21 protein-coding genes and 1 pseudogene are annotated in these 24,661 nt (G+C 61.9%); 11 read left to right on the forward strand and 11 right to left on the reverse strand.

Annotated features, from left to right (window positions below; translation table 11 throughout):
• Positions 1-25 precede the first annotated feature (25 nt).
• Entirely contained in the window at positions 26-901 is an 876-nt protein-coding gene (locus AO268_RS04460) for a helix-turn-helix domain-containing protein (protein WP_076962788.1), read from the reverse strand.
• Between the two features lie 137 nt (positions 902-1,038).
• Here AO268_RS04460 and AO268_RS04465 point away from each other — a divergent pair, with 137 nt between their 5' ends.
• Complete coding sequence (locus AO268_RS04465; RefSeq protein WP_099167995.1) at positions 1,039-1,950, forward strand: DMT family transporter; 912 nt, start codon at positions 1,039-1,041, stop codon at positions 1,948-1,950.
• Between the two features lie 57 nt (positions 1,951-2,007).
• On the opposite strand, the gene norR is transcribed toward AO268_RS04465, so the two are convergent.
• A complete protein-coding gene (gene norR, locus AO268_RS04470; protein WP_076962786.1) occupies positions 2,008-3,549 on the reverse strand; it encodes a nitric oxide reductase transcriptional regulator NorR in 1,542 nt (513 codons plus the stop codon).
• A 155-nt stretch (positions 3,550-3,704) separates the two neighbouring features.
• Between norR and hmpA the strand changes: the two genes are divergently transcribed.
• Both hmpA and AO268_RS04480 read left to right on the forward strand, forming a co-directional pair.
• Positions 3,705-4,886, forward strand: a complete 1,182-nt coding sequence (gene hmpA, locus AO268_RS04475; protein WP_076962785.1) for an NO-inducible flavohemoprotein — start codon at positions 3,705-3,707, stop codon at positions 4,884-4,886.
• 232 nt (positions 4,887-5,118) lie between these two features.
• The gene (locus AO268_RS04480) at positions 5,119-5,625 is read left to right on the forward strand and encodes a disulfide bond formation protein B (RefSeq protein WP_076962784.1); all 507 of its coding nucleotides are present in this window, start codon (positions 5,119-5,121) and stop codon (positions 5,623-5,625) included.
• Positions 5,626-6,178: 553 nt separating this feature from the next.
• On the opposite strand, the pseudogene AO268_RS33500 reads toward AO268_RS04480, so the two are convergent.
• Positions 6,179-6,393, reverse strand: a pseudogene (locus AO268_RS33500) (hypothetical protein).
• A gap of 27 nt (positions 6,394-6,420) precedes the next feature.
• Between AO268_RS33500 and cyoA the strand changes: the two are divergent.
• From cyoA to cyoE, 5 genes are read left to right on the forward strand one after another with little or no spacing between them, the layout of a single operon-like run.
• Complete coding sequence (gene cyoA / locus AO268_RS04490) at positions 6,421-7,359, forward strand: ubiquinol oxidase subunit II (RefSeq protein WP_076962783.1); 939 nt, start codon at positions 6,421-6,423, stop codon at positions 7,357-7,359.
• Between the two features lie 3 nt (positions 7,360-7,362).
• A complete protein-coding gene (cyoB, locus tag AO268_RS04495; RefSeq protein WP_076962782.1) occupies positions 7,363-9,381 on the forward strand; it encodes a cytochrome o ubiquinol oxidase subunit I in 2,019 nt (672 codons plus the stop codon).
• Positions 9,382-9,384: 3 nt separating this feature from the next.
• Complete coding sequence (gene cyoC / locus AO268_RS04500) at positions 9,385-10,008, forward strand: cytochrome o ubiquinol oxidase subunit III (protein ID WP_076962781.1); 624 nt, start codon at positions 9,385-9,387, stop codon at positions 10,006-10,008.
• A complete protein-coding gene (cyoD, locus tag AO268_RS04505) occupies positions 10,008-10,343 on the forward strand; it encodes a cytochrome o ubiquinol oxidase subunit IV (RefSeq protein ID WP_076962780.1) in 336 nt (111 codons plus the stop codon). Before cyoC ends, cyoD begins: the two co-directional genes overlap by 1 nt.
• Before the next feature lie 11 nt (positions 10,344-10,354).
• Positions 10,355-11,242: a heme o synthase gene (gene cyoE, locus AO268_RS04510; protein ID WP_029300217.1), complete on the forward strand. Its 888-nt coding sequence runs from the start codon at positions 10,355-10,357 to the stop codon at positions 11,240-11,242.
• Between the two features lie 352 nt (positions 11,243-11,594).
• Here cyoE and AO268_RS04515 read toward each other — a convergent pair whose 3' ends face one another.
• The 8 genes from AO268_RS04515 to AO268_RS04550 all read right to left on the reverse strand — a co-directional run bounded on the left by AO268_RS04515 (position 11,595) and on the right by AO268_RS04550 (position 19,386).
• Positions 11,595-12,299 carry a hypothetical protein gene (locus AO268_RS04515; protein WP_099167996.1) on the reverse strand — a complete coding sequence of 235 codons (705 nt, stop codon included), beginning with the start codon at positions 12,297-12,299 and terminating at the stop codon, positions 11,595-11,597.
• Positions 12,300-12,407: 108 nt separating this feature from the next.
• A complete protein-coding gene (locus tag AO268_RS04520) occupies positions 12,408-13,325 on the reverse strand; it encodes a CobW family GTP-binding protein (RefSeq protein WP_099167997.1) in 918 nt (305 codons plus the stop codon).
• On the reverse strand, positions 13,322-15,058 hold the full coding sequence (locus tag AO268_RS04525) for an amidohydrolase (protein ID WP_099167998.1): 1,737 nt from the start codon (positions 15,056-15,058) through the stop codon (positions 13,322-13,324). The genes AO268_RS04520 and AO268_RS04525 overlap by 4 nt, the downstream gene beginning before the upstream one ends.
• An 87-nt stretch (positions 15,059-15,145) precedes the next feature.
• Positions 15,146-16,327: a pyridoxal phosphate-dependent aminotransferase gene (locus AO268_RS04530; protein WP_099167999.1), complete on the reverse strand. Its 1,182-nt coding sequence runs from the start codon at positions 16,325-16,327 to the stop codon at positions 15,146-15,148.
• Positions 16,328-16,348: 21 nt separating this feature from the next.
• Complete coding sequence (locus AO268_RS04535; RefSeq protein ID WP_099168000.1) at positions 16,349-17,038, reverse strand: ABC transporter permease; 690 nt, start codon at positions 17,036-17,038, stop codon at positions 16,349-16,351.
• A gap of 12 nt (positions 17,039-17,050) precedes the next feature.
• Positions 17,051-17,764: an ABC transporter permease gene (locus AO268_RS04540; RefSeq protein ID WP_057437878.1), complete on the reverse strand. Its 714-nt coding sequence runs from the start codon at positions 17,762-17,764 to the stop codon at positions 17,051-17,053.
• An 18-nt stretch (positions 17,765-17,782) separates the two neighbouring features.
• Positions 17,783-18,556: a transporter substrate-binding domain-containing protein gene (locus AO268_RS04545; RefSeq protein ID WP_099168001.1), complete on the reverse strand. Its 774-nt coding sequence runs from the start codon at positions 18,554-18,556 to the stop codon at positions 17,783-17,785.
• 47 nt (positions 18,557-18,603) lie between these two features.
• Positions 18,604-19,386: an ABC transporter ATP-binding protein gene (locus AO268_RS04550; RefSeq protein WP_099168002.1), complete on the reverse strand. Its 783-nt coding sequence runs from the start codon at positions 19,384-19,386 to the stop codon at positions 18,604-18,606.
• 234 nt (positions 19,387-19,620) lie between these two features.
• Between AO268_RS04550 and AO268_RS04555 the strand changes: the two genes are divergently transcribed.
• The 3 genes from AO268_RS04555 to AO268_RS04565 all read left to right on the forward strand — a co-directional run bounded on the left by AO268_RS04555 (position 19,621) and on the right by AO268_RS04565 (position 24,431).
• Complete coding sequence (locus tag AO268_RS04555; protein ID WP_099168003.1) at positions 19,621-20,505, forward strand: LysR substrate-binding domain-containing protein; 885 nt, start codon at positions 19,621-19,623, stop codon at positions 20,503-20,505.
• Between the two features lie 118 nt (positions 20,506-20,623).
• Complete coding sequence (locus AO268_RS04560; RefSeq protein WP_099168004.1) at positions 20,624-22,231, forward strand: 5-guanidino-2-oxopentanoate decarboxylase; 1,608 nt, start codon at positions 20,624-20,626, stop codon at positions 22,229-22,231.
• Between the two features lie 166 nt (positions 22,232-22,397).
• Positions 22,398-24,431 carry a c-type cytochrome gene (locus tag AO268_RS04565; RefSeq protein ID WP_099168005.1) on the forward strand — a complete coding sequence of 678 codons (2,034 nt, stop codon included), beginning with the start codon at positions 22,398-22,400 and terminating at the stop codon, positions 24,429-24,431.
• Positions 24,432-24,661: the final 230 nt, after the last annotated feature.

A 24,661-nucleotide genomic window follows, 5' to 3' on the forward strand; every position in this document is an offset into this window, starting at 1 on the left:
CCCACATTGGTTTTGTGTCGGGCCTCTAGGGTTGGAACGCCTGCCGATACTCCCCCGGTGTCGCCCCCATCGCCTGGCGAAACCGGTTGGTAAAGTGGCTGGCGCTGGAGAACCCGCACGCCAGGGCAATCTCCCCCAGGGCCAATGAGCCGCTGCGCAACAGGGCCTGGGCCCGCGCCAGGCGGCGGGCCAGGACATATTGATGGGGCGGCAGGCCGAAGCTTTCGCGAAACATCCGCGCAAAGTGGTATTGCGACAAGGCGCACAGCCCCGCCAGTTGCCCCAGGCTGATCGGCTCGGCCAGTTGCTGCTCGATATAGTCCACCAACTGCCGGCGCTGGTGCGCTGCCAGCCCGCCCTTGACCCGCAACCCTTCACGCAGGCCAACCTGGCTGAGCAAGGCGTGGTTGAGCATTTCAAAGGCCAGGCTACTGGTCAGTAGGCGTTCGGCCGGCTCCTGCCAATTGAGACGGATCAACTGGTGAAAGCGCCGCGCTTGCTGCGGGTCTTCGAGGAAGGTGCTTTCACGCAGTTGCAGGGCACGGGGTTCGCGGTCCAGCAGGGTGATGCAACCGAGGGCGAATTGCTCCGGGCTGAAATACACATGGGCCAGGCGGATTTCGCCGTTGATCACCCACGCCGACTGATGTTCGGCGGGCAGGATGCACAATTTGTCGGGGCCACCCTTGGTGCCGGGCTGGCCACGGCGGAACGTCCCGGTGCCACCGCCCACATAGCAGGACAACGTGTGATGGCTGGGGGCCTGGTAATCCTGGGCGTCGTGGTGGTTGCTCCATAAAGCGGCGGACAAGCCATCGCCGAGCTCGGCGCACAGCTCCAGGCGAGCGTTGGGCGAGCTGTTCAGGGCTTTGAAGACTTGCAGGTTTTCCAGTGCAGACATGGGGGCTCTCTCCGACGCCTTGCATCCTACTCCCGGCGGCCGGCGCTGTGAGCCCCCGGCCCGACAAAAGCGCAAGAATCTGCAAGTGCCCGGCAGCAAGGCGGGGCGACACTGTGGCTCAACCACCGGAGTGCGCCATGAACCTATCCTTGTACTTACTGACCGTGCTGATCTGGGGCACTACCTGGATTGCCCTCAAGTGGCAATTGGGCGTGGTGGAAATTCCGGTCTCGATTGTCTATCGCTTCGGCCTGGCGGCGCTGGTGCTGTTTGGGTTGCTGCTGCTCAGTCGCAAACTGCAGGTGATGAACCGCCGTGGGCACCTGATCTGCCTGGCCCAGGGCCTGTGCCTGTTTTGTGTGAATTTCATGTGCTTTCTCACGGCCAGCCAGTGGATCCCCAGTGGCCTGGTGGCCGTGGTGTTCTCCACCGCGACACTGTGGAATGCGTTGAATGCCCGGGTGTTCTTCGGCCAGAAAGTTGCGCGCAATGTCTTGCTGGGCGGTGGTCTCGGGCTGCTGGGCCTGGGCTTGCTGTTCTGGCCGGAACTGGCCGGGCACACCGCCAGCCCCGAGACACTGCTGGGCCTGGGCCTGGCCCTGTTGGGCACCCTGTGCTTCTCGGCGGGCAATATGCTGTCGAGCCTGCAACAGAAAGCCGGGCTCAGGCCGTTGACCACCAACGCCTGGGGTATGGCCTATGGTGCGTCGATGCTGGCGCTGTACTGCGTAGTGCAGGGCATTCCATTTGAGATGGAATGGAACACCCGCTATATCGGCTCGTTGCTGTACCTGGTGATCCCCGGTTCGGTGATCGGCTTTACCGCGTACCTGACCCTGGTCGGCCGCATGGGCCCGGAGCGGGCGGCGTATTGCACGGTGCTGTTCCCGGTGGTGGCACTGAACGTCTCGGCGCTGTTCGAGGGCTACCAATGGACCGCCCCGGCGCTGGCCGGGTTGGTGTTGGTGATGCTGGGGAATGTGTTGGTGTTTCGTAAGCCGCGGGCGATTGCGCCTGTGAGCCCGCTTTTGCAACCGAAGCAAACCTAATGTGTAAGAAGATCTAATGTGGGAGCTGGCAAGCCAGCTCCCACAGTGTGATCGGTGTTACTTCAGGCCCAGGCGCTTGGCCATGCGCCCCAGGTTGGCACGGTCCAGGCCCAGTTCGCGGGCGGCGCTGGCCCAGTTGTGCTGGTGGCGTTCCAGGCAGGCGCCGATGACTTGCCGTTGGTAGTGCTCGGTCGCCTGGCGCAGATCGCCGGTCACCACCGCGATCTCGGCGGGCTCTTCTATCAAGGGCGCAGACTCATTGGGCAAGTCCAGGTCCTTGGCACTGAGGCTGAGGATCTTCGGCCGCTCCCGACAATTGCCCAGGGCCTTCAACGCGCTGCGGCCAATCAAGTGTTCCAGCTCCCGCACATTCCCGGGCCAGCCATAAGCCAGCAACGCCGCCTGGGCATCGCTGGTTAGGCGCAGGCTGCCCAGGCCCATGCGTGAGCGGTTCTGCTCAAGGAAAAACCCCGCCAGCAGCAACACATCGCGCCCGCGTTCACGCAAGGCCGGGACTTGCAGGGGGTATACGCTCAAACGGTGATAGAAGTCGGCGCGGTAGCGGCCGTTGCGCACCTCTTCGGCCAGGTCGCGGTTGGTGGCGGCGATCAGGCGCACGTCCACTTGATGCTCCTTATCCGAACCCAACCGCTGCAACTGCCCGCTTTGCAAGACCCGCAACAGCTTGGCCTGGACCGTCAGCGACAACTCACCCACTTCATCGAGGAACAAGGTGCCGCCGTTGGCCAGCTCGAACTTGCCCCGGCGCTCGTTCAGCGCGCCGGTAAAGGCGCCGCGCACATGGCCGAACAGCTCGCTTTCCACCAGGGTTTCCGGGAGCGCGGCGCAGTTGAGGCTGATCAGCGGTTTTTCAGAACGGGGCGAGGCCGCATGAATGGCCTGGGCCACCAGTTCCTTGCCCACCCCGGTCTCGCCGGTGATTAACACGGTCAGGTCGCTGCCGCCCACCAGCTTGATTTCGTCCACCAGGCGCTTGTGGGTCTTGCTCTGGCCGATCATTTCCTTGTGCTGCTGGCCGCTGGCCTGGCGATAGATTTCGGCGCGCTGGTGTTCGTCCTCGGCGCGCAGGGCCAGGTGTTCCATGCGTTCGGCCACATTGACCGTGGCGGCGGCGAGGCTGGCAAAGGCCTGCAAGGCGTCCAGCTCCACGCGCTCGAAACGTTCGATGTCCAGGGCATCCAGGGTCAGCAGGCCCCAGGGTCGGTCGTCGACAAACAGCGGGCAGCCCATGCAGTCGTGGACCTCCAGGTGCCCGTGCAGGCCATCGACCAGGCCGTCGTAGGGGTCGGGCAGTTCGCTGTCGCTGTCGAAACGGGTCGGGCCGGGGCTGCTCAACAGCACCTCAAAGCGCGGATGTTCGCTGATCTTGAAGCGTCGGCCCAGGGTGTCCGGGCTCAGGCCGTCCACGGCCAGCGGCACCAGCCATTCGCCGTCCAGGCGCAACAGCGCGGCGGCATCGCACGGCAGCAGGGTGCGCATGGCTTGCAGCAGGCGTCGGTAGCGCTCGCCTTCCGGCAGTTCGCGGGACAGGTCGGCCACCAGTGGCAGTAGGGTCGTGAGCAGGGAGTGTGCAGTCATAATGACTCCTTGTAGTCCTAATGACTATAAGGTGTAGGAAGTCATATTGACTACTTTTAAATTAACCTATTGATAAATAACGAATTATTAGTTGGCATGAATACTGAGTATCACAAGGCAGTCAGTCAGAAGCCTCAAAGGCTCAGGAGTCTCCCATGCTTAGCGTTCAAGACCGTGCCATCGTCAAGTCCACTGTGCCACTGCTCGAAAGCGGTGGCGAAGCCCTGATCACCCACTTCTACCGCATGATGCTGTCCGAGTACCCCGAAGTGCGCCCGCTGTTCAACCAGGCCCACCAGGCCAGCGGCGACCAGCCCCGGGCCCTGGCCAATGGCGTGCTGATGTACGCCCGGCATATCGACCAACTGGATCAGTTGGGCGACCTGGTGGCCAAGATCATCAACAAGCACGTGGCCCTGCAAATCCTCCCGGAGCATTACCCGATTGTCGGCAGCTGCCTGCTGCGGGCGATTTCCGAGGTGCTGGGCGACGAAATCGCCACCCCTGAAGTGATGAGCGCGTGGGGCGCGGCCTATGGTCAGTTGGCCGATATCCTGATCGGTGCAGAAAGCGCCATCTACGACGAAAAAGCCCAGGCCGTTGGCGGCTGGCGCGGGGCGCGCCCGTTTTTGCTGGTCAAGCGCGTGGAGGAGAGCAGTGAAATCATCTCCCTGTACTTTGCCCCGGTGGACAACGGCCCGATCCTCGCCGCCGAGCCCGGCCAGTACATTGGCTTGAAGCTGCTGATCGATGGCGAAGAAGTGCGCCGCAACTATTCATTGTCGGCGCGCACCGATGCCGGCCTGTACCGCATCAGCATCAAGCGCGAAGCGGGCGGGCGTGTGTCCAATTACCTGCATGACCAGATGCATGTGGGCGCGACTATCGACCTGTTCCCGCCGTCGGGGGAGTTTACCCTGGTGCCCAGCGACAAACCCCTGGTGCTGATCAGCGGCGGCGTGGGCATCACCCCCACCTTGCCGATGCTGGAAGCGGCTTTGGCCACCGAGCGCCCGGTGCATTTTATCCACTGCGCGCGTAATGGCAGTGTGCATGCGTTCCGTGACTGGGTTGATGCCCTGGCTGCACGTCATCCGCAATTGCAGCGCTTCTACTGCTATGCCGAAGACGACGGCGTCAGCCCGGCGGCGGACAAAATCGGCATGCTGACCCAGGAACAACTGGCGGCCTGGCTACCCGAGGAACGTGATGTGGATGCCTACTTCCTGGGGCCCAAGGGCTTTATGAGTGCGGTCAAGCGTCACCTCAAGGCCCTGGGCGTGCCGGAGAAGCAGAGCCGGTATGAGTTCTTCGGGCCGGCGGCGGCGCTGGAATAAGCCGCAGGTCTTTAAACCGCCATCGCAGGCAAGCCCGCTCCCACAATTTGACTTGTGAATACATTCAAATGTGGGAGCGGGCTTGCCCGCGATGGCGTCCGAAAGACCATCCCATTAATGTGTCGTTAACCCGCCCCTGTCTAAGATCCCGCTGCCTACTGCTAAATTTTCACCTCCTGCGTGTAAACTTGCGGCCATTGGCACAACCATCATTAGGCAAAGGGAAACGGGGATGATTGACGAAATGCGGTTGGGGCGCGAGCGGCGCTTCCTGGTGTTGCTGGGGATCATCTGCCTGGCGCTGATCGGTGGTGCGCTCTATATGCAGATAGTGCTGGGCGAAGCGCCATGCCCACTGTGCATCCTGCAGCGCTATGCCTTGTTGCTGATTGCGCTCTTTGCCTTTATCGGCGCGGCCATGCGCACCCAGCGCAGTGTCACGGTCTTTGAAGTGCTGGTGGTGCTCAGCGCCCTCGGGGGCGTCGCGGCCGCCGGGCATCATGTGTATACCCAGTTCTATCCGGCCATCAGCTGTGGCATCGACGTGCTGCAGCCGATTGTCGATGACCTGCCCCTGGCCAAGATCTTCCCCCTGGGCTTCCAGGTCGATGGTTTCTGCAGCACGCCCTACCCGCCGGTGCTGGGCTTGTCCCTGGCCCAGTGGGCGCTGGTGGCGTTCGTATTGACGGTGATCCTGGTGCCGCTGGGCATTTACCGCAATCGCAAGCACAACGCTTAAATCGTTCGACAAGACGCCCCGGCCCTGCGGATGCAGGCCGGGGCGTTTTTGTGTGTGGGCATTTTATAAAGCGGCCGTGACGCTGGACAAGAATGGTTACGCGCAACGTGCGACACGTTGTCACACTGAAGGTGTCGCAGGACGTTTCCCACCTCGCGCCACGACGCTTAATCGACCAGTGGCCAGGCACTTTTAGCTGTCACTTTCTACCCTGGTCGACCCCGCAGACGGCGTGCCCTACAGAACATCCAGTGATCTGTGAATGCCTTGTTTTCAGTGGGCTTGCCTGGGGTTTGGCGACCCTGGCGAGGGCCCCCGGGTGCGACATAATGGGCAATAACACGGCATTTTTTGTGGTTTTTGTTGAGAATCAAACGCGATACGATCCCGAACCTTTGCAACAATGGCGCAGGATTATTGCTGGAATCGATAAAAATTATTTCTTTATAAGTCATGGTTTATACATCGCTAGCTAACTACAATCGCCCGCACTGAGTGTCCGGTGCTGCTCAACCCTGAGCAAATAGGGCGGTCGAGAGGCGGAAACATTGCTTCATGCGACCCCAGGTGCCGGCAGCCTTTCAACTATCCGCACCAAATGGAATTGGTCTGTAACAAGGCCTTTGACCAACGAAATCGAATAAGAATTCACCGCCAGACCTGGACGTGTCGATCAGCGCATGAAGCGCCGGGCAGGCCCTTATTCAATCGAAGAGAAATGCCAACCCTTGGCAGGGTGAAGTGTTGGCGATCAAAACCCAACTGCATTGCGCAAGCTGCTTTAGAGGTCGTGAGATGAGTAAAAACAGGTACACCCGATTACTAGGCATAGTGCCGCTTTTCGGCATGTTATTGCTGGGAGGCTGCAACTGGACGCTGCTCGACCCTGTGGGTCAGGTCGGCGTGGAGCAACGTAACCTGATCATCACCGCCACTTTGCTGATGCTGTTGGTCGTGGTGCCGGTGATCGTGATGACCTTCGCGTTCGCCTGGAAATACCGCGCGTCCAACACCAAGGCGACCTACGCGCCGAAGTGGTCGCACTCCACCAAGATCGAGATCGCGGTGTGGCTGGTCCCTGTACTCATCATCATCGCCCTGGGTTACATCACCTATAAGTCGACCCACGAGCTGGACCCTTACCGTCCGCTGGAATCCGACGTGGCGCCTATCACTATCGAAGTGGTCGCGCTGGATTGGAAGTGGCTGTTCATCTATCCCGAGCAAGGGATCGCCACCGTCAACAAGATCGTGTTCCCGGCCAACACCCCGATCAACTTCAAAGTGACCTCGGACGCGGTGATGAACTCGTTCTTCATCCCGGGCCTGGGTGGCCAGATCTACGCGATGGCGGGCATGCAGACCAAGCTGCACCTGATTGCCAACCAGAACGCCGAGCTCGACGGTATCTCCGCCAACTACAGTGGCGCGGGCTTTACCGGCATGAAATTCAAAGCAATCGCCACCACCCAGGAAGACTTCAACGCCTGGGTACAAGAAGCCAAGAGCTCACCAAAACAGCTTGAAAAAGCTGAATACGAAGCCCTTGCCAAGCCAAGCCAGAACAACCCTGTAGAGCTGTACTCCTCGTACACGCCGGACCTGTTTCAGAAAATCATCGATAAGTATGAAGGGATGAAGCCAGGCAAGCCGGTCAAGCACGAGAAGAAAGAAGTGGCTGCTGTGGAAGGGACGGACGCAAATTCGCATTCAGCTGCCGGGGCAGAGGAGTAAACGATGTTTGGTAAATTAAGTTGGGACGCGGTCCCATTCCACGAGCCGATCGTGATGGTGACCATCGCCATGATCGCGCTGGGTGGTCTGGCACTGTTTGCGGCAATCACCTACTTCAAGAAGTGGACCTACTTGTGGACCGAGTGGCTGACGTCGGTCGACCACAAGAAAATCGGCGTGATGTACATCATCGTCGCCATGGTCATGCTGCTGCGTGGTTTTGCCGACGCCATCATGATGCGGACCCAGTTGGCCATGGCCACCGAGGGTTCGCCTGGCTACCTGCCACCTGAACACTATGACCAGATCTTCACCGCCCACGGTGTGATCATGATCATCTTCATGGCGATGCCTTTCTTCACCGGCCTGATGAACCTGGCAGTGCCGCTGCAGATCGGTGCGCGTGACGTTGCGTTCCCGTTCCTCAACTCCCTGAGCTTCTGGCTGCTGGTTTCCGGCGTGGTGCTGATCAACCTGTCCCTGGGCGTCGGCGAATTCGCCAAGACCGGTTGGGTGGCCTATCCGCCGTTGTCGGGGCTGCAATACAGTCCGGGCGTGGGGATGGATTACTACATCTGGGCGCTACAGCTATCCGGGCTGGGTACGACGCTGACGGGGGTCAACTTCCTGGCCACCGTGCTGAAAATGCGTACCCCAGGCATGAAGCTGATGGACATGCCGATCTTCACCTGGACCTGCACCTGGGCCAACGTCCTGATCGTGGCTTCGTTCCCGATCCTGACCGCGACCCTGGCCCTGCTGACGCTTGACCGCTACATGGATTTCCACATTTTCACCAATGAACTTGGTGGCAATCCAATGATGTACGTGAACCTGTTCTGGGCATGGGGTCACCCTGAGGTGTACATCCTGATCCTGCCAGCGTTCGGTATCTTCTCCGAAGTGATCTCGACCTTTACCGGCAAGCGCCTGTTCGGTCACCACTCGATGGTCTACGCCTCGGGCGCGATCTCCGTACTGGGCTTCATGGTCTGGCTGCACCACTTCTTCACCATGGGTTCGGGGGCCAGCGTCAACGCCTTCTTCGGCCTGGCGACGATGCTGATTTCGATCCCGACGGGGGTGAAGCTATTCAACTGGCTGTTCACCATCTACCACGGCCGCCTGCGCTTCACCAGCCAGGTCCTGTGGACCCTGGGCTTTATGGTGACCTTCGCCATCGGCGGCATGACCGGCGTACTGCTGGCCATCCCGGGTGCTGACTTCGTGCTGCACAACAGCCTGTTCGTGATCGCGCACTTCCATAACGTGATCATCGGTGGTGCGGTATTCGGCTACATCGCCGGCTTCAGCTTCTACTTCCCGAAAGCGTTCGGCTTCAAGCTGCACGAAGGCTGGGGCAAGGCGGCATTCTGGTTCTGGATCACCGGCTTCTTCGTCGCGTTCATGCCGCTCTATGCACTGGGCTTCATGGGCATGACCCGTCGTCTGAACGCCACCACCAACCCTGAGTGGGTGCCGTACCTGTACGTCGCCATGTTCGGTGCGGTGATGATCGCGTTCGGTATCGCCTGCCAGTTGATCCAGCTGTACGTGAGTATCCGTGACCGCAAGCAGAACGCTTGCGACTCGGGCGACCCATGGAATGCGCACACCCTGGAATGGTCGACCTCGTCGCCACCACCGTTCTACAACTTCGCCGTGCTGCCGAAGGCCGAGACCATCGACCCGTTCACCGAAGCCAAGGAAAACGGTACGGCGTACCAGCGTCCTGTGCGCTACTCGCCGATCCACATGCCGAACAACACCGCCACTGGCGTGGTGATGGGCGCGCTGTTGACGGTCTTCGGTTTCGCGATGATCTGGCACATCTGGTGGCTGGCCATCGCTAGCCTGGCGGGCACCGTGATCTATTTCGTGATCCACGCGGCGCGGGATGATCAGGGCTACATGGTGCCGGTCGATGTGATCGAGCGCATCGAAGCCGAGCAGCACGCTCGCCTGGTAGCCGAGAAGAAGATTCCGGCCAACCGTGTTGAAACCTCGTTGGAACAGGCTTAAACCATGTCGAACTTAGTGACCAATGCTGGACACGCCCATGTCGATGACCATGGGCACGATGACCACCACGACGCGGGCGAGATGACCGTATACGGTTTCTGGCTCTACCTGATGACCGACTGCATCCTGTTTGCGTCGATCTTCGCGGTGTACGCGGTACTGGTAAACAACGTAGCGGGTGGCCCGTCGGGCCACGACATCTTCGAGCTGAATTACGTGCTGGGCGAAACCGCCTTGCTGCTGTTCAGTTCGATCACCTACGGCTTCGCCATGCTGGCGTTCTTCCGTGGCAACAAGGCGGGCGTGCTCAAGTGGCTGGGCCTGACCTTCTTGCTCGGCCTTGGCTTTATCGCCATGGAGATCAACGAGTTCCACGTGCTGATTTCCGAAGGCTACGGGCCTAGCCGCAGCGGCTTCCTGTCGGCGTTCTTCACCCTGGTCGGCACCCACGGCCTGCACGTTACCGCCGGTCTGATCTGGATGGCGATCATGATGTACCAGGTCAACAAGCATGGCCTGACGTCGACCAACAAGACCCGCCTGAGCTGCCTGAGCCTGTTCTGGCACTTCCTGGACGTGGTCTGGATCTGCGTCTTCACCGTTGTCTACTTGATGGGGACTTTGTAATGGCTAATGCACACTCCCATGACAGCCATGATGCAAGCCATGGCAGCGTAAAGTCTTACGCGATCGGCTTCATCCTGTCGGTGATCCTGACGGTCATCCCGTTCGGCCTGGTGATGTACCCCACCCTGCCGAAGGCCACCACATTGGCCATCGTGCTGTTGTTCGCGGTGATCCAGGTGGTTGTCCACCTGTATTACTTCCTGCACCTGGACCGCTCCCAGGCCCAGCGTAACAACGTGGTGGCGTTTGTGTTCACGGCCATTGTGATCCTGCTGCTGGTCGGCCTGTCGTTGTGGATCATGTTCAGCATCCACACCTACATGATGGCGAAGTGAGGTAAGACCCGATGTCGCTTAAGCACTTTATCCAAATCACCAAACCGGGGATCATTTTCGGTAACGTGCTTTCTGTGGCAGGCGGTTTCTTCCTGGCCTCCAAGGGGCATGTCGATCTGGCCATCTTCCTGGCGGCAATGATCGGCACTTCCCTGGTGGTGGCATCCGGTTGCGTGTTCAACAACTGCATTGACCGTGACATCGATATCAAGATGGAGCGCACCAAGAACCGCGTGCTGGTCCAGGGCCTTATCTCCCTGAAACTGGCGCTGATCTTTGCGACCGTCCTCGGTGTTGCCGGCGTGGCGTTGCTGTACACGGTGGCCAATCCGCTGGCGGCGTTGTTTGCCGTGATCGGCTTTGTCATCTACGTCGGCCTCTACAGCCTGTACCTCAAGCGCAAGTCGGTGCACGGCACGCTGGTGGGCAGCCTGTCGGGGGCGATGCCGCCGGTGATTGGTTATGTGGCGGTGACCAATAGCTTCGACATGGCGGCGCTGGTGCTGCTGGTGATGTTCAGCCTGTGGCAGATGCCGCACTCCTATGCCATCGCGATCTTCCGTTTCAACGACTACCTGGCGGCTTCGATTCCGGTATTGCCGGTCAAGCGCGGCATTCAGGTGGCGAAGAAACACATCCTGCTCTACATCCTGGCCTTCCTCGTGGCGACCTTGATGTTGACCTTCAGTGGCTATGCCGGCATGAGCTACCTTGCCGTCGCCGCCGCCATGGGCATGTACTGGTTGTACATGGCCTGGACCGGCTACAAGGCGGTGGATGACACCGTCTGGGCGCGCAAGTTGTTCGTCTTCTCGATCTTCACCATCACCGCCTTGAGCGTGATGATGTCCCTGGATTTCCAGGTGCCGAAAGAGTTGTTGCTGACTTACGCCCACTGAGTTGGGATGCAATAAAAAGCCCCGCCTTCGAGAGAAGAGCGGGGCTTTTTTGTGCGGCCTCAAAACACCACAGCCCCCCATGTGGGAGCGGGCTTGCCCGCGATAGCAATGAATCAGTCGATACATGTGTTGGCTGACCCACCGCTATCGCGGGCAAGCCCTAATGCCAGTCAGTTAAGCGGATTCTGCTTTCTGTAGGAGCGAGCTTGCTCGCGAAGGACGTCAACGATAACGCGTGTTCGCTAGGTAAACGCGGCGCTCTCAAGTTCTTCGCGAGCAAGCTCGCTCCTACAAAAAGGCTTAACTGACTGGCATTAGGGCAAGCCCGCTCCCACACTTTTGGGGGTAAGGCTTATTGCTGGGCGATGCTGTAACCGTCAAACGCCGTCTGCTGTTGCAGTGCGGTCACGATGCTCTTGCGGGTCAGTGGCTGCTCGGCACCGGAGTTATCCACAAAGCTCTCGCTCTCAAGCTCTGCCTCATCTCCTTCACCTACAAAGTTGAAACCGAGGAACTCCAGCGCCTCGCGGTCAACATTGAGCTTGGAGCGCGGTGTGCGTAATGGCAGCGTCACGCTGATGCCATCCTTGCTGATCACAAACACTTCCGCATCCTTCTTCGCCCGCGCAGCCTTGCCCTTGCCGGCACTCGGGTTGCTGATGGCCTGGTGGGTCTGGTTCAGCACCTTGAGCGCCAGGCCGTAGACCAGCTCCTGGAACTCTGGGTCGTCCTTGAAGCTGGAAAGGATACGGTTGATCGAGAACTTGCTGCTCAGGTCTTCCAGGGCGGCGTTGTCGGCGGCTTCGGCGTCCTTGAGCTGCTTGAGCTGGCCCATCAGTTCATAGGCCTGGTCATCGTCGAAGGCATCGTGGGCCTGGCGGATGGCCACGCGCAATTGGCGGATCTGCTCGCTTTCCTTGGAGGTATGGAATGCGTCCAGCACCATTTCACTGATGTTCTTGGCCGCTGGCACATGCTGTGAAAGATTGATGGCGTTTTCGTATTCAGCTTTGGCTTGCAAGGTGACTACGGATTCTTCGGTACGGGAATCGGACATTGAAATTTCACTACTTCTGTAAGCGGGGAGACGGGAAAAGCGTCGGGCATTTTCAAGGGCCAGGGTAGCAAGGTCAAGGCGGCACTCTGCCTTCATCGTCATCCGCGGCTACAGGCCCTGCATCTCCTGCAATTGCGTTTCCAGCCGTGCCCGCAGGCCACTGCCACGTCGGGCGATAAACACCAGTTGCGCGCAATCTTGCGCATGCTCGCCGCCGGCCAAGGTGAACTGGCTGCGGTTGCCCACATGTTGCAGCCAGAAAGGCTGGTCGTTGCCCTGCAAATGCACCAGGCCTTTAAGGCGGAACAAATCCTTGGGCAGTTGCCCCAACCAATCGCGCAGGGCCTTGGCCGGCAGGGCCTGGGTGCCTTGCCAGGTCCAGCTTTCAAACAGCTCGTGGTGCGGCGCCGGCACTGGCGTCAGGCCGTTGCGCGCGCTGCGTTCGCCCAGCAGCAGCGCGTCGGGAATCTGCGCCTGGACGGTGCTGATCACCCGGGTACGCGCCCCGATCTCGGCGCGCAGGCTGTGCAGTTCGGCGGCGCTGACCAGATCGGCCTTGTTCAGCAGCACCAGGTCGGCACAGGCCACCTGGGCGCGGGACAGGCGTGCGAATTCACCTTCCAGCCCCCGGTAACCGCTGGCGTCCACCAGGGTAATCACCGTATCCAGGTGCAAGTGCGCCTTGAGCTGTGGATAACCCAGGGTCTGCACAATGCGCTGCGGGTCCGACACGCCACTGCACTCGATGACGATGCGGTCCAGGCGTGGGCGCAGCTGGCTCAGGCTCACCAGTTGCGCCAGCAGGTCCTCTTGCACCGTGCAGCAGATGCAACCGTTCTGCAGGCTGAACACCGCGTCGGTGACTTCGGCGATGATCGCCGCATCGATATTCAGCTCGCCAAAGTCATTGACGATCACCGCCATGCGCCCATGTTGCGGCTGCTGGGCGATGCGGTTGAGCAGGGTGGTCTTGCCGGCGCCGAGAAAGCCCGAGACCACCGTGACCGCAATGCTATCGTTATTCATTCGATCACCGGCGGCAGGCCCTGCCACACAGCTTGCAATGCCGTGTCTGCAAACGCATTGAGACGGTCATAGACCGGGCGGCCATCGACCAAGGTCAGCAGCACCTGGGTCTGGTGGATGTAATTGCGCGCCGGCTGGGCGAACAGGTCGCGGTCGATCACGATCAGGTCGGCGCACTTGCCCACTTCCAGGCTGCCGGTGGCGTGTTCCAGGCCCATGGCGTGGGCGCCGTTGAGGGTGGCCACTTGCAGCGCCTGCTCCAGGGTGATCGGTTCGCCGAAGCAGTCCGGCTCTTCGTTCCAGGGGTTCTGCCGGGTGACCATGGTTTCCAGGGCCAGCCATGGGTCAATGGAAGCCACGGGCCAGTCGGTGCCCATCACCGCCAGGCCACCTTCGGCCAGCACGCCTTTGAAGTCATAGATGCGCTTGAGGCGTTCGGCGCCGTAGCCTGCGCGGGCGCCGCTGGCAAACGGCGTCGGATACCAGGCCGCCGGGGAGAACTCGGCGATCACGTTCAGGGCCTTGAAGCGCTTGAGGTTGCCCGGATGCAGCAGGGTGCTGTGGGCGCATTGGTGACGAATGCCGCTGTCGCCATTGACCCGCCGCGCCTCGGCCACCGCATCGAGGAACACATCGGACGCGCCGTCGCCGGTGCAATGGGCGATCACCCGCAGGCCGCGACGGTCCATGTCCACCACCATGTCGGTGATATGTTCCGGGGTCAGGTTGAGCTTGCCGCGCCAGGTGGAGTCGGCGGCCCAGGGCGTCATCAGGTACGAAGACTTGGGCTCCACAGTGCCGTCGAAGTGAAACTTCACCGCATTGGCATTGAGCCGCGCACTGCGATAGTAGTGACGCTCGCCGCCGAGCAATTCCCAGCGCCGGCGTACCGGGAAGATGTCGTCTTGCCAACTGATCGCGGCTTCCACACGCACGCTCAATTCGCCCGCGTCGTCCAGCTCCTTGAGGGCGTCCAGGCGCCGCTCGCAGACATGCACGTACTTGGTCGCGGTAACGCCACGCGAGCTCTGGAAGTGCACACCGTCGCGATAGGCCCGGCGCAGCACCGCCACCGGGGTCGGCGGCATGGCGGCGTGGATCAGCGCGTAGGCGCCGTCGATCATCAGGCCGTTGGGCTCGCCGCTGAGTTCGTCGCGCTCCATATAGCCGTTGCGCGGGTCGGCGGTGTGGCGGTTGATGCCGGCCAGTTTCAACGCGCAAGAGTTGACCATCATGGTCCCCCACATGCGGTCCAGCAGCGCCACCGGGCGGTCCGGCATGATGCTGTCGAGCCATTCGCGCCCTGGGGTCAGCCCGGCTTCGCGGAAGGTGTAGCGCACCCAGTACTGGCCGTAGATCCAGCCATCGCCTGGGTGGGCATCGGCGTAGGCGTGGATCGCCGCCGCCAGTTGTTCGGGGGTGGGGTCTTCGATACCCACGTCCAGGTTATCGCTGTAGCGTGGCGCCAGGGCGAGGTCGGGGTGGGTGTGCATATCGTGCAAGCCGGGCATGCAGAAGGCGCCCAGCAGGTCGTGCTGGCGGGTCTGCGGGCCGATCAGGTGCTGCAGGTCAGCGAGTGTGCCGACTGCGATAAAACGTCCCCCGCGAATCGCCACCGCGTCGGCCCACGGCTGGGCCGGGTCGAGGGTGTAGAAACGGCCGTGGTGCAGCACCAGGTCAGCGTGCTCGCCGACAACGGAGTGGGTGGACGTGAATTGGTCGGAAGCGGTCACGGGGGAAACCTCAATATTCAAGACGAGCAAAGATCAAATGTGGGAGCTGGCTTGCCTGCTCCCACATCAATCCCAGTGTTCACATAATCAGCGGTTGGCGCGCAGGCCCTCGACAAACCCGGCAATCCGCTGGCAGGCGTCTTTGAGGGTGTCGTCGGCGACGGTAAAAGAGATGCGCACAAAGCCTTCGGCACTGGCGCCAAACGCCTGGGCATCGAGCACCGACACGCCGGTGGCGCGGAACAGCTGCCAGGCAAAGTCCATGCTCGACAGCCCGGTGCGGCGCACGTCCACCAGCATAAACATGCCGGCCTGGGGCACGCGGCAATCGAGGTCGGCGATGCCACCCAGGCCGGCCACCACCAGGTCGCGCCGGCGGCGATACACCGTGCGTGCATCGCTCACCACCTCGTCATCCAGCTCCAGGGCCTTGATCGCCGCTTCCTGGATAAACCCGGGCAAGCCATAGAGCATGCACAGCAGCAGGTTATCCAGGTGGCCCACCAATGCGGTCGGCGCCACCACCCAGCCCACGCGCCAGCCGGTCATGGCGTGGGTTTTCGACAGGCTGTTGAGCACCACGGTGCGCTCGGCCATGCCCGGCAGCGAGGCGATGCTCAGGTGTGGCTGGTCATACGTGATTTGCCCGTAGACCTCATCGGAAATCACCCACAGGTCGTGCTCACGGGCGACTTCGGCCACCAGCTCCAGCTCTTCACGGCTGTAGACATTGCCGGTGGGGTTGCACGGCGTGGCCAGGGCAATGCCCCGGGTCTTGGCGCTAATGGCTTTTTCCAGGGCCGCGCGGGTCAGGCGAAAGCCGTTGGTCGCCGGCTGCTCGATGGTCGCGATGCGCGCACCGGAGGCGTGAATGCACGCCTCGTAGGTCAGGTACATCGGCTCCGGCACCAGCACTTCGTCACCCTGGCTGAACAGGCACAGCGAGGTGGCGAACAGGCCGTTTTGCGCACCGGCCACCAGGGCCACGTTATCGGCGTGTACGGCAATGCCTTGCAGGCGGCTTTGCTTGGCGGCAATCGCCTCGCGCAGGGCCGGTCGGCCGAGGACGTGGGTGTAATGGGTGTCGCCGGCGCGCAGGGCGTCGACGGCGGTTTCGCAAATGGCACTGGCGGTGGCGAAGTCGGGGTCGCCCACGCTCAACACAATCACATCTTCGCCACGGCCACGGGCTTCGACGGCGGCGTAGTGAATATCCCAGGCGCTGACGGACTCGCCACTAATGCGCTCGACAAACGGTGAATAACGCATCCTTGTTCTCCTAAAATTGATTCAAGCCTGGCGCTGCGGGACTTTGCCCCAGCGCGAGAAAGCGTGTTCGATCACGAACGCCAGGACAATGTAGATCACCGCCACCGCCAATAGGGGTTCGTACACCCGCAGCGTCTGCGCCCGCACCAGGTTGGCGGCGCCGAGCAGGTCGGTGACGGCCACGGTGGAGGCCAGCGCGGTGGCCTTGAGCAGCAGCACGGTTTCGCCCACCAGCGTCGGCTTGACCAGCTCCAGGGCCCGTGGCAACCAGACCCGGCGCAACACCATCAGGCGCTTCATGCCAAAGGCCCGTGCTGCTTCCAGCTCGCCCCGTGGCACGGCACGCAGGGCACCGCGCAGCACTTCGCCGACATACGCACCGACACACAAAATCAGCGCCAGGGCCACGTACCAGAAACCTTCGCGCAAATACGGCCAGAGGAAGCTGCCGCGAATCAGCGGGTAGCTGGCAAACACGCTGCCCACGCCGTAATACAGGATGTAGATCTGCACCAGCAGCGGCGTGCCCCGGAATACTGCGGTATAGGCGCGCAACGGCCCGCTGATCAGTGGGTTGGACGACAAGCGCCCCAACGCCACCAGCACCGCTAGCAAGAAGCCGAACACCCCGGACAAGGCCAGCAACTTCAGGGTGATGCCCAGGCCGTGCAGCAGCTCGTTGGCAAAACTGTTGATCCATGAAAAGTCCATCGGCTGCGCTCCTTAGTGCTGCGGCATCCAGCGGTTGATCCGTCGCTCGAACACCCGGAAGGCGCCGTTGGAAATCAGGGTGATGATGAAATACACCGCCGCCACCGCCAGGTAGAACACCAGGTAATGCTTGGTGGAGCCGGCCGCCTGTTTGCCCACCGAGAGCAACTCGCTGTAGCCGACGATGCTGATCAGCGCGCTGTCCTTGACCAGCACCAGCCACAGGTTCGACAGGCCGGCCATGGCAAACGGCAACATGCTGGGCAGCAACACCCGGCGCACCAGCAGCCAGCGCTCGATGCCAAAGGCCCGCGCCGCTTCCAGTTGGCCCACGGGAATGGCCTGGATCGCGCCGCGAATGATCTCCGCGGAGTACGCGCCCTGAACGATGCCCAGCACCAGCACGGCGGCGATAAAGCCGTTGACCGTCACGCTGTCGCGGCCCATGGCGGCCATCGCCATGTTCAGCAGGTCGGTGCCGGCGTAATACAGCAGCAAAATCAGCAGCAGCTCCGGCACCGCGCGGTACAGCGTGGTGTAGAGGTTGGCCAGGCGCACCATCCAGCGGGGGCCCTTGAGCTTGATCATGGCCACCAGCAGGCCGATGCCCAGGCCCAGCACAAAGGCCCCGGCGGAAATCTGCAAGGTCACCACCGCGCCCTGGAGCAGCGCGTTGAGCCAGCCGTCGGCGACGAACAACTGGGTGAGTTCGGACAAAGAAATCATGGCGCGTTCCGTTGGACGTTATTGCGCGGAAATATCGACGCTGAAATAGCGGCTGCGAATGTTGTCGTAGGTGCCGTCGGCCTTGATTGCCGCCAGCGCGGTGTTGAGCTGCTCGCGCAGGCTGTCGTCACCCTTGCGCACGGCGGCGCCGATACCGGAACCGAACAACGGGTCTTTGGGCGCCAGGCCCTTGTCAGCCAGGCCACTGCCGGCATTGGACTTGAGCATCGGCTCGATGGTCAGCGCGTCGGCCAGCATCACGTCGATACGCCCGCTTTGCAGGTCGGCGGTCATGTCGTCCTGGGTGTTGTAGTAGCGCAGGGTCGAGCCCTTGGCGTAGTAGGCCTTGAGGTAGGTGGCGTTGGAGGTCGAGCCCTGGACGCCAATCAACTTGCCCTTGAGACCTTCGGGGGTGGTGACCAGGTCCAGGCTTTTGTCGGCGACCCACATGGCCGGGGTCTGGTAGTAGGGGGCGGTAAAGGCGATGACCTTTTCGCGCTCTTCGGTGATGCTCAGGGAGTTGAGGATCACGTCGATCTGGCTCGATTGCAGCGCCGGGATCAAACCGTCCCAGGACACTTCCTTGAGCGGGCATTGGGCTTGCAGGCGTTCGCACAGGGCCTTGATCAGGTCTGGTTCGAAACCGCTCCAGGCGCCATTGCCGGCTTTTTCGGAGAACGGCGGGTAGGGTTCCAGGGCGATGCCGAACACTATTTTTTCGGCGGCCACTGCACTGTGGGAAAGCACGGCGAGCACGCAGCCGGCGGCGAGGGATTTCAGAGAGTTATGCATGGCTTGACCCTTTCGAAGTTATTGTTTTGAAGGATGGAAGCGGCAGTTCAAACGCGATTGTCCTGGGCCATGACGAACTGGCGGCAACGCTCGCTGGTGGGGTTGTGGAAGACTTGCTGGGGCGTGCCTTCTTCTTCAACCAATCCCTGGTGCAAAAACATGACCTTGCTCGATACATCCCGGGCAAACGCCATTTCGTGGGTGACGAGGATCATGGTGCGGCCTTCTTCGGCGATACCCTGGATCACCTTCAGCACTTCGCCGACCAGCTCCGGGTCCAGGGCCGAGGTGGGTTCATCCATCAGCAAGACGCGCGGGCGCATGGCCAGGGCGCGGGCGATGGCCACGCGCTGTTGCTGGCCGCCGGACAGGAAGGCCGGGAAGGTATCGCGCTTGCTGGCCAGGCCGACTTTTTCCAGCAGGTGCTCGGCGTGGGCGATGGCGTCCTTGCGGTCTTCACCCAGCACATACACCGGTGCTTCGATGACATTTTCCAGCACGGTGCGGTGGGGCCACAGGTTGAAGCTCTGGAACACCATGCCCAGTTGCGTGCGCAGGCGTGCTACCTGGTCGGGATCGGCGATCAGCGGGTTGCCGGCGCGGTCCTTTTTCAGGTGCACTTCCTCGCCGTTGATGCGCAGGCTGCCGCTGCACGGGATTTCCAACAGGTTGATGCAACGCAGCAGGGTGCTTTTGCCCGAGCCGCTGGAGCCGATCAGCGACACCACATCGCCTTCGTTGGCGCGCAGGGAAATGCCTTTGAGAACATGGTGCGCGGCATAGCTCTTGTGCAGAGCATCGATGGCGACCACCGGGGTGACTGGGTTCAAGGGTTATCCCTCTTTATTTTTGTAGATTAGGCAGTTTTCTGCAGGAGCCGGCTCCTGCGCAAAGCTGCACAGGCATGCAGTGATGAGGATCGAGAATAGCCACTGGCCACTTGAGGTCAATCGAGCATTTTTCGCTCGATATTGAAATTTAATTCAACTGTCCCGTTCGCCAGCGGCTATGTCTGCGGCGCGATTGCGGCTATGGTGCGGGTATCTTTGAGCAGGTGAACATCCATGCGTTACCCCTCCATGACCGCCTTGCGCGCGCTGGACGCGGTGGCCCGGCTGGGCAGCGTGTCCGAGGCAGCCGCCGAGCTGAACCTCACCCCCAGCGCCATCAGCCACCAGATCAAGAGCCTGGAACAGACCCTGGGTTTTGCCCTGACCGAGCGCACCGGGCGCAATATCCGCATCACCTGGCAAGGCGAACGCTATGCCCGCGATATCCATGGGCTGCTGGCCAATATCCTTGAGGCCGGGCAGCGCTTCGATGGCCAGCAGGTCAGCGGGCGCCTGTGCATCAGCAGCCCGGCGGGCTTTGCCACCTATTGGCTGTGCACCCATATCGCCGACTTCCAGGCCCTTTATCCACAGGTCGAATTGCACCTGATTTCGCCGCGCACCCCGGATGATACCAGCGACCATGGCGCCGACCTGTTTATCGCCTACGGCATGGGCGACTGGCCCAACCAGCATGTGCAGAAGATCGTTTCGCTGCGCTACTTCCCGGTGTGCAGCCCGCGCCTGGTCAACACCATGGGCGGCCTGAAGACCCCGGAACACCTGGCCGGTGCGCCGTTGCTGCATATGATCGACTACTCCGACTGGCGCGTGTGGCTGGCCGCCGCCGGGGCGCCGAATGTCGATGTGCAGCGCGGTATCGTGTTTGCCGATGCGCACTTTGTGCAGTCGGCGTGCATCGCCAGCCAGGGCATCGCCATGGGCGACAACCTGATCAGCGGCGAGGCCCTGGCCAGGGGCTTGCTGGTGCGGCCGTTCGAGACCGAGATCGAATCCAACCGTGGCTATTACCTGGTGGCCGATCACCAGAAAGTCGAGCGCCCGGTGGTGCAGGCGTTTGGCGAGTGGGTGAAGTCGCAGTTGGGCGGCGGGCTTTGACGCGCGGCAATCCGTGAATTTTTTTTGCCAATGGCCGGCAAATTTTTTGCTTGTCCGCCCTCCGAGCGCCCCCTAAGGTCTGGCCAATCGACACAGAACAATAAGAAGGAAATGAGCAATGACCACCTGTGCCCAGTCTCTGGTTCGCCTGCTGGAAGGTTATGGGGTTGACACCGTGTTCGGCATCCCCGGCGTGCACACCGTCGAGCTCTACCGCGGCCTGCATGGCAGCCGCCTGCGCCATGTCAGCCCGCGCCATGAGCAGGGCGCCGGCTTTATGGCCGACGGCTACGCCCGCGCCAGCGGCAAGCCGGGGGTGTGTTTCATCATCACCGGCCCCGGCATGACCAATATTCTGACCGCCATGGGCCAGGCCTATGCCGACTCGGTGCCGATGCTGGTGATTTCCACCACCAACCGCCGCGAACACCTGCGCCTGGGCCACGGGCACCTGCACGAGCTGCCGGACCAACGGGCGATGGTCGCCGGTGTATGTGCCTTCAGCCATACCCTGCAAGCGCCGGAGCAATTGCCGGAGCTGCTGGCCCGCGCCTTCGCCGTGTTCAAGTGCGCGCGCCCGCGCCCGGTACATCTGGAAATCCCTCTGGATGTGCTGGAGATGCCGGCCATCGACCTTAACCTGATGCCCCGCAGCCTGCCGGGCGCACCCGCCCCGGCGCCGGCCTCGCTGCGAGCGGCGTTGAGCCTGCTCAATGAGGCGCGACGGCCGCTGATTCTCGCCGGCGGCGGGGCCCGTGACTGCGCCGAAGTGTTGCAGCAACTGGCCGAGCGCCTGCAAGCGCCGGTGGCCCTGACCACCAATGCCCGTGGCTTGCTGCCCATGGGCCACCCGTTGTTGCTGGACGGCGTGCAGTCCTCCAAACATGGCCGTTCGTTGTTTGACGAGGCCGATGTGATCCTCGCCGTGGGCACGGAGCTGGGGGAAACCGACTACGATTTCTTCGGCCTTGGCCCACTGAAATTCAAGGCACCGCTGATCCGCCTGGACATCGACCCGATGCAAGTCATGGGCGTGCAGCGCGCCCATGTCGGGCTGGTGGGCGATGCCCGCGAAGGCTTGCAGGCGCTGCTGGCGGCGGTCCGCCCGCCAGCCCCGAGCGGGCGTTGGGCGCAGGACAGCGTGCAGCGCGTCAACCGCCAGGAGCGCGCGAGCTGGAACGCCAAGCAACAGGGGCTGCAAGGCTTGCTGGACCTGCTGCGCGACAGCCTGGTCGACCCGTTGATCGTTGGCGATTCGACCCAGCCGGTGTACCAGGGCGCGGTGGGCTACCAGGCGCCGGCGGCCAACAGTTGGTTTAATGCCGGCACCGGCTACGGCACCCTCGGCTATGGCTTGCCGGCGGCGATCGGCGCCAAGCTGGCCAAGCCCGAGCGACCGGTGGTGGCGCTGGTCGGCGATGGTGGCTTGCAGTTTGCCAGCAACGAACTGATCGCGGCCCGTGAGGCGGGCATCGGCGTGATCCTGGTGGTGTGGAACAACCAGTGCTACGGCGAGATCCGGGACTATATGCAGGCCCGGGAAATCACGCCGTTGGGGGTGGATATCCTGACCCCGGACTTTGCCGCGATGGCCCGCAGCTGCCACGTTGCCCACCATACGGCCGACACGCCGCAGGCCTTGCACGGGTTGTTGCAAAGCCTGGTCGACACCCGTCAACCGGTGATGATCGAACTCGACGCCACGCACTACCTGCAAAACGCCTGAACCGCCCTCGGCCCTGATCCATATCAACGGGCCATTATCGAAAATCCGCTACAACACAACCGGGGCTTACAAAGCCCCGGTTGTCCGCCTGATGACCTCATAAAAACGCAGACAAACCTGTACCCAGGGGCCAACCCCCAGGCCAGGTTATTAAAGGAATAATGCGATGGCCCTTTCTCTGTCACGTTTGGCCTGGATGGGGGCGACGCTGTGTCTTGCGCTTCCCCTGCACGCCAACGAACCTGCCAAACCCGATACCGAACTGATCGCCCAGGGCAAATACGTGGCCCAACTGGGTGACTGCATCGCCTGCCACACCGCCAAGCAAGGTCCCGAGATGGCGGGTGGCCTGGAGCTGAACACGCCCATGGGCATTATCTACTCCAGCAATATCACCCCGGACCGTGAGACCGGCATCGGTCACTATAGCTTTGAACAGTTCGACCGGGTGATGCGCGAAGGCGTCACGCCGACCGGTATGAACCTGTACCCGGCCATGCCGTATCCGTCCTACGCGAAGATGAGCGAAGAGGACATGCGCGCCTTGTTCGCCTACCTGATGCACGAGGTCAAGCCGGTGAACCAGGCCAACCTCGAAGCTGACATGGGCTTCCCGTTCAACCAGCGTTGGGGCCTGGCGTTGTGGAATTTCATGTTCCTCGACAAACAACCGTTCCAGCCCGACCCGGCCCGGGATGCCGTGCTCAACCGGGGCGCCTACCTGGTCCAGGGCCTGGGCCACTGCGGCTCGTGCCATACCCCGCGGGGGATCGCCTTCCAGGAAAAAGCCATGAGCGACGCCGGCAGCAGCGGCGAGCACTACCTGGGCGGGGAAACCGTCGAACATTGGCGCGCCTTGAGCCTGCGCAACCTGTGGACGGTGCAAGACACCGTGCAACTGCTCAAGACCGGGCAGAACCGCTTTGCCACGGTATCCGGCAACATGGTGGACGTGATCCGGCACAGCACCCAGCACTTCACGGATGCCGACCTGACGGCCATTGCCACCTATCTGAAATCCCTGCCACCGGGCAAGGACGACCTGCCGATGCCGGCCGTGGCCAAAGGCCCCGTCGAACTGCCCAAGGACTTGTTCACCAGCCGGGGCGGCCTGGGCTATATGCAGTTCTGCAGCGATTGCCACCGCAGCGACGGCGCGGGTGTGAAGGGCCTGTTCCCGGCACTGGCCGGCAACGCCAGCGTGGTGGCCAGCAACCCCACCTCGCTGCTGCACATTACCCTCACCGGTTGGGAAACCGCCGAGACCGCCGCCCATCCCCGGGTCTACACCATGCCGGGCTTTGCGCGCCTGGGGAATAACGAAGTGGCGGAAATCCTCACCTTTGTGCGCACGCGCTGGGGCAATGAAGGCACGCCGATCAGCACTGCCCAGGTGAAGAAAATGCGTGACCAGCTCAACCCGGTCAGCACCGACTCCTCGGCGTTCGAGACGCCGCGCCTGGCCAACCTGTTGGCGGCGACGAATGCCGACCAGGTGGTACGCGGCATGCGCCTGCACCTGCAAACCAAGGAACTGTTGCCCGAGAATGTCGGCAACTCGCTGAACTGCACCAGTTGCCATCTCAACGCCGGCACCGTGGCTGACGGTTCGCCGTTCGTGGGCGTGTCAGCGTTCTTCCCCAGCTACGCCCCGCGTGCTGGCAAGGTGGTGAGCCTGGAAGAGCGCATCAACGGCTGCTTCCGCCGCTCGATGAACGGCAAGCCAATACCGCCCCAATCGGCGGATATGCAGGCGATGGTGGCGTACTTCGACTGGATGAAAAACAACACCAAGCCCGAGGATAAAGTCCCCGGCCGTGGTGTCGGCAAGATCGACCCGGCCATCAAGCCCGACCTGGCCCATGGCGAGCAGGTCTACGCCAAGCAATGCGCGGTGTGCCACGGCAACGACGGCGAAGGCCTGGCCCGGGCCGACGGCAGCCTGGTGTACCCGCCGTTGTGGGGCGAACAGTCCTTCAACATCGGTGCCGGCATGGCTCGCACCTACACCGCCGCCGCGTTCGTCAAACGCAATATGCCGATCGGCTTCCACGAGAAATTCCCGTTGGGCCAGGGCGGTTTGTCGGACCAGGAAGCGGTGGACGTTGCCGCCTACTTCTCGCAAAAACCACGCCCGGACTTCCCGGACAAAGTGAAGGACTGGCCGAACGGCGGTAAGCCGGTGGACGCGCGTTACTGACCTCAACCCTGTGGGGGCCGGCTTGTCGGCTCCTACAGCGCCAGCCTGAATGCCTCGATCATTGAGAGGCACCCTGAAATAGCCTGCCACCGAACGCGCCAGCTCCAGATCCTGGGCGTTGGTCATCTCGTTTGAAGCGCAAGGCATCATGGACGCCCAGCAGGTAGTCCGATTCCAGGAGGCGGGTATGAGGTGTTACCCGTGTTGCTCGCTTGTCGCGATCCAGTCGG

This window comes from Pseudomonas sp. ICMP 8385, assembly GCF_002699915.1.
Taxonomy (GTDB): Bacteria; Pseudomonadota; Gammaproteobacteria; order Pseudomonadales; family Pseudomonadaceae; genus Aquipseudomonas; species Aquipseudomonas gessardii.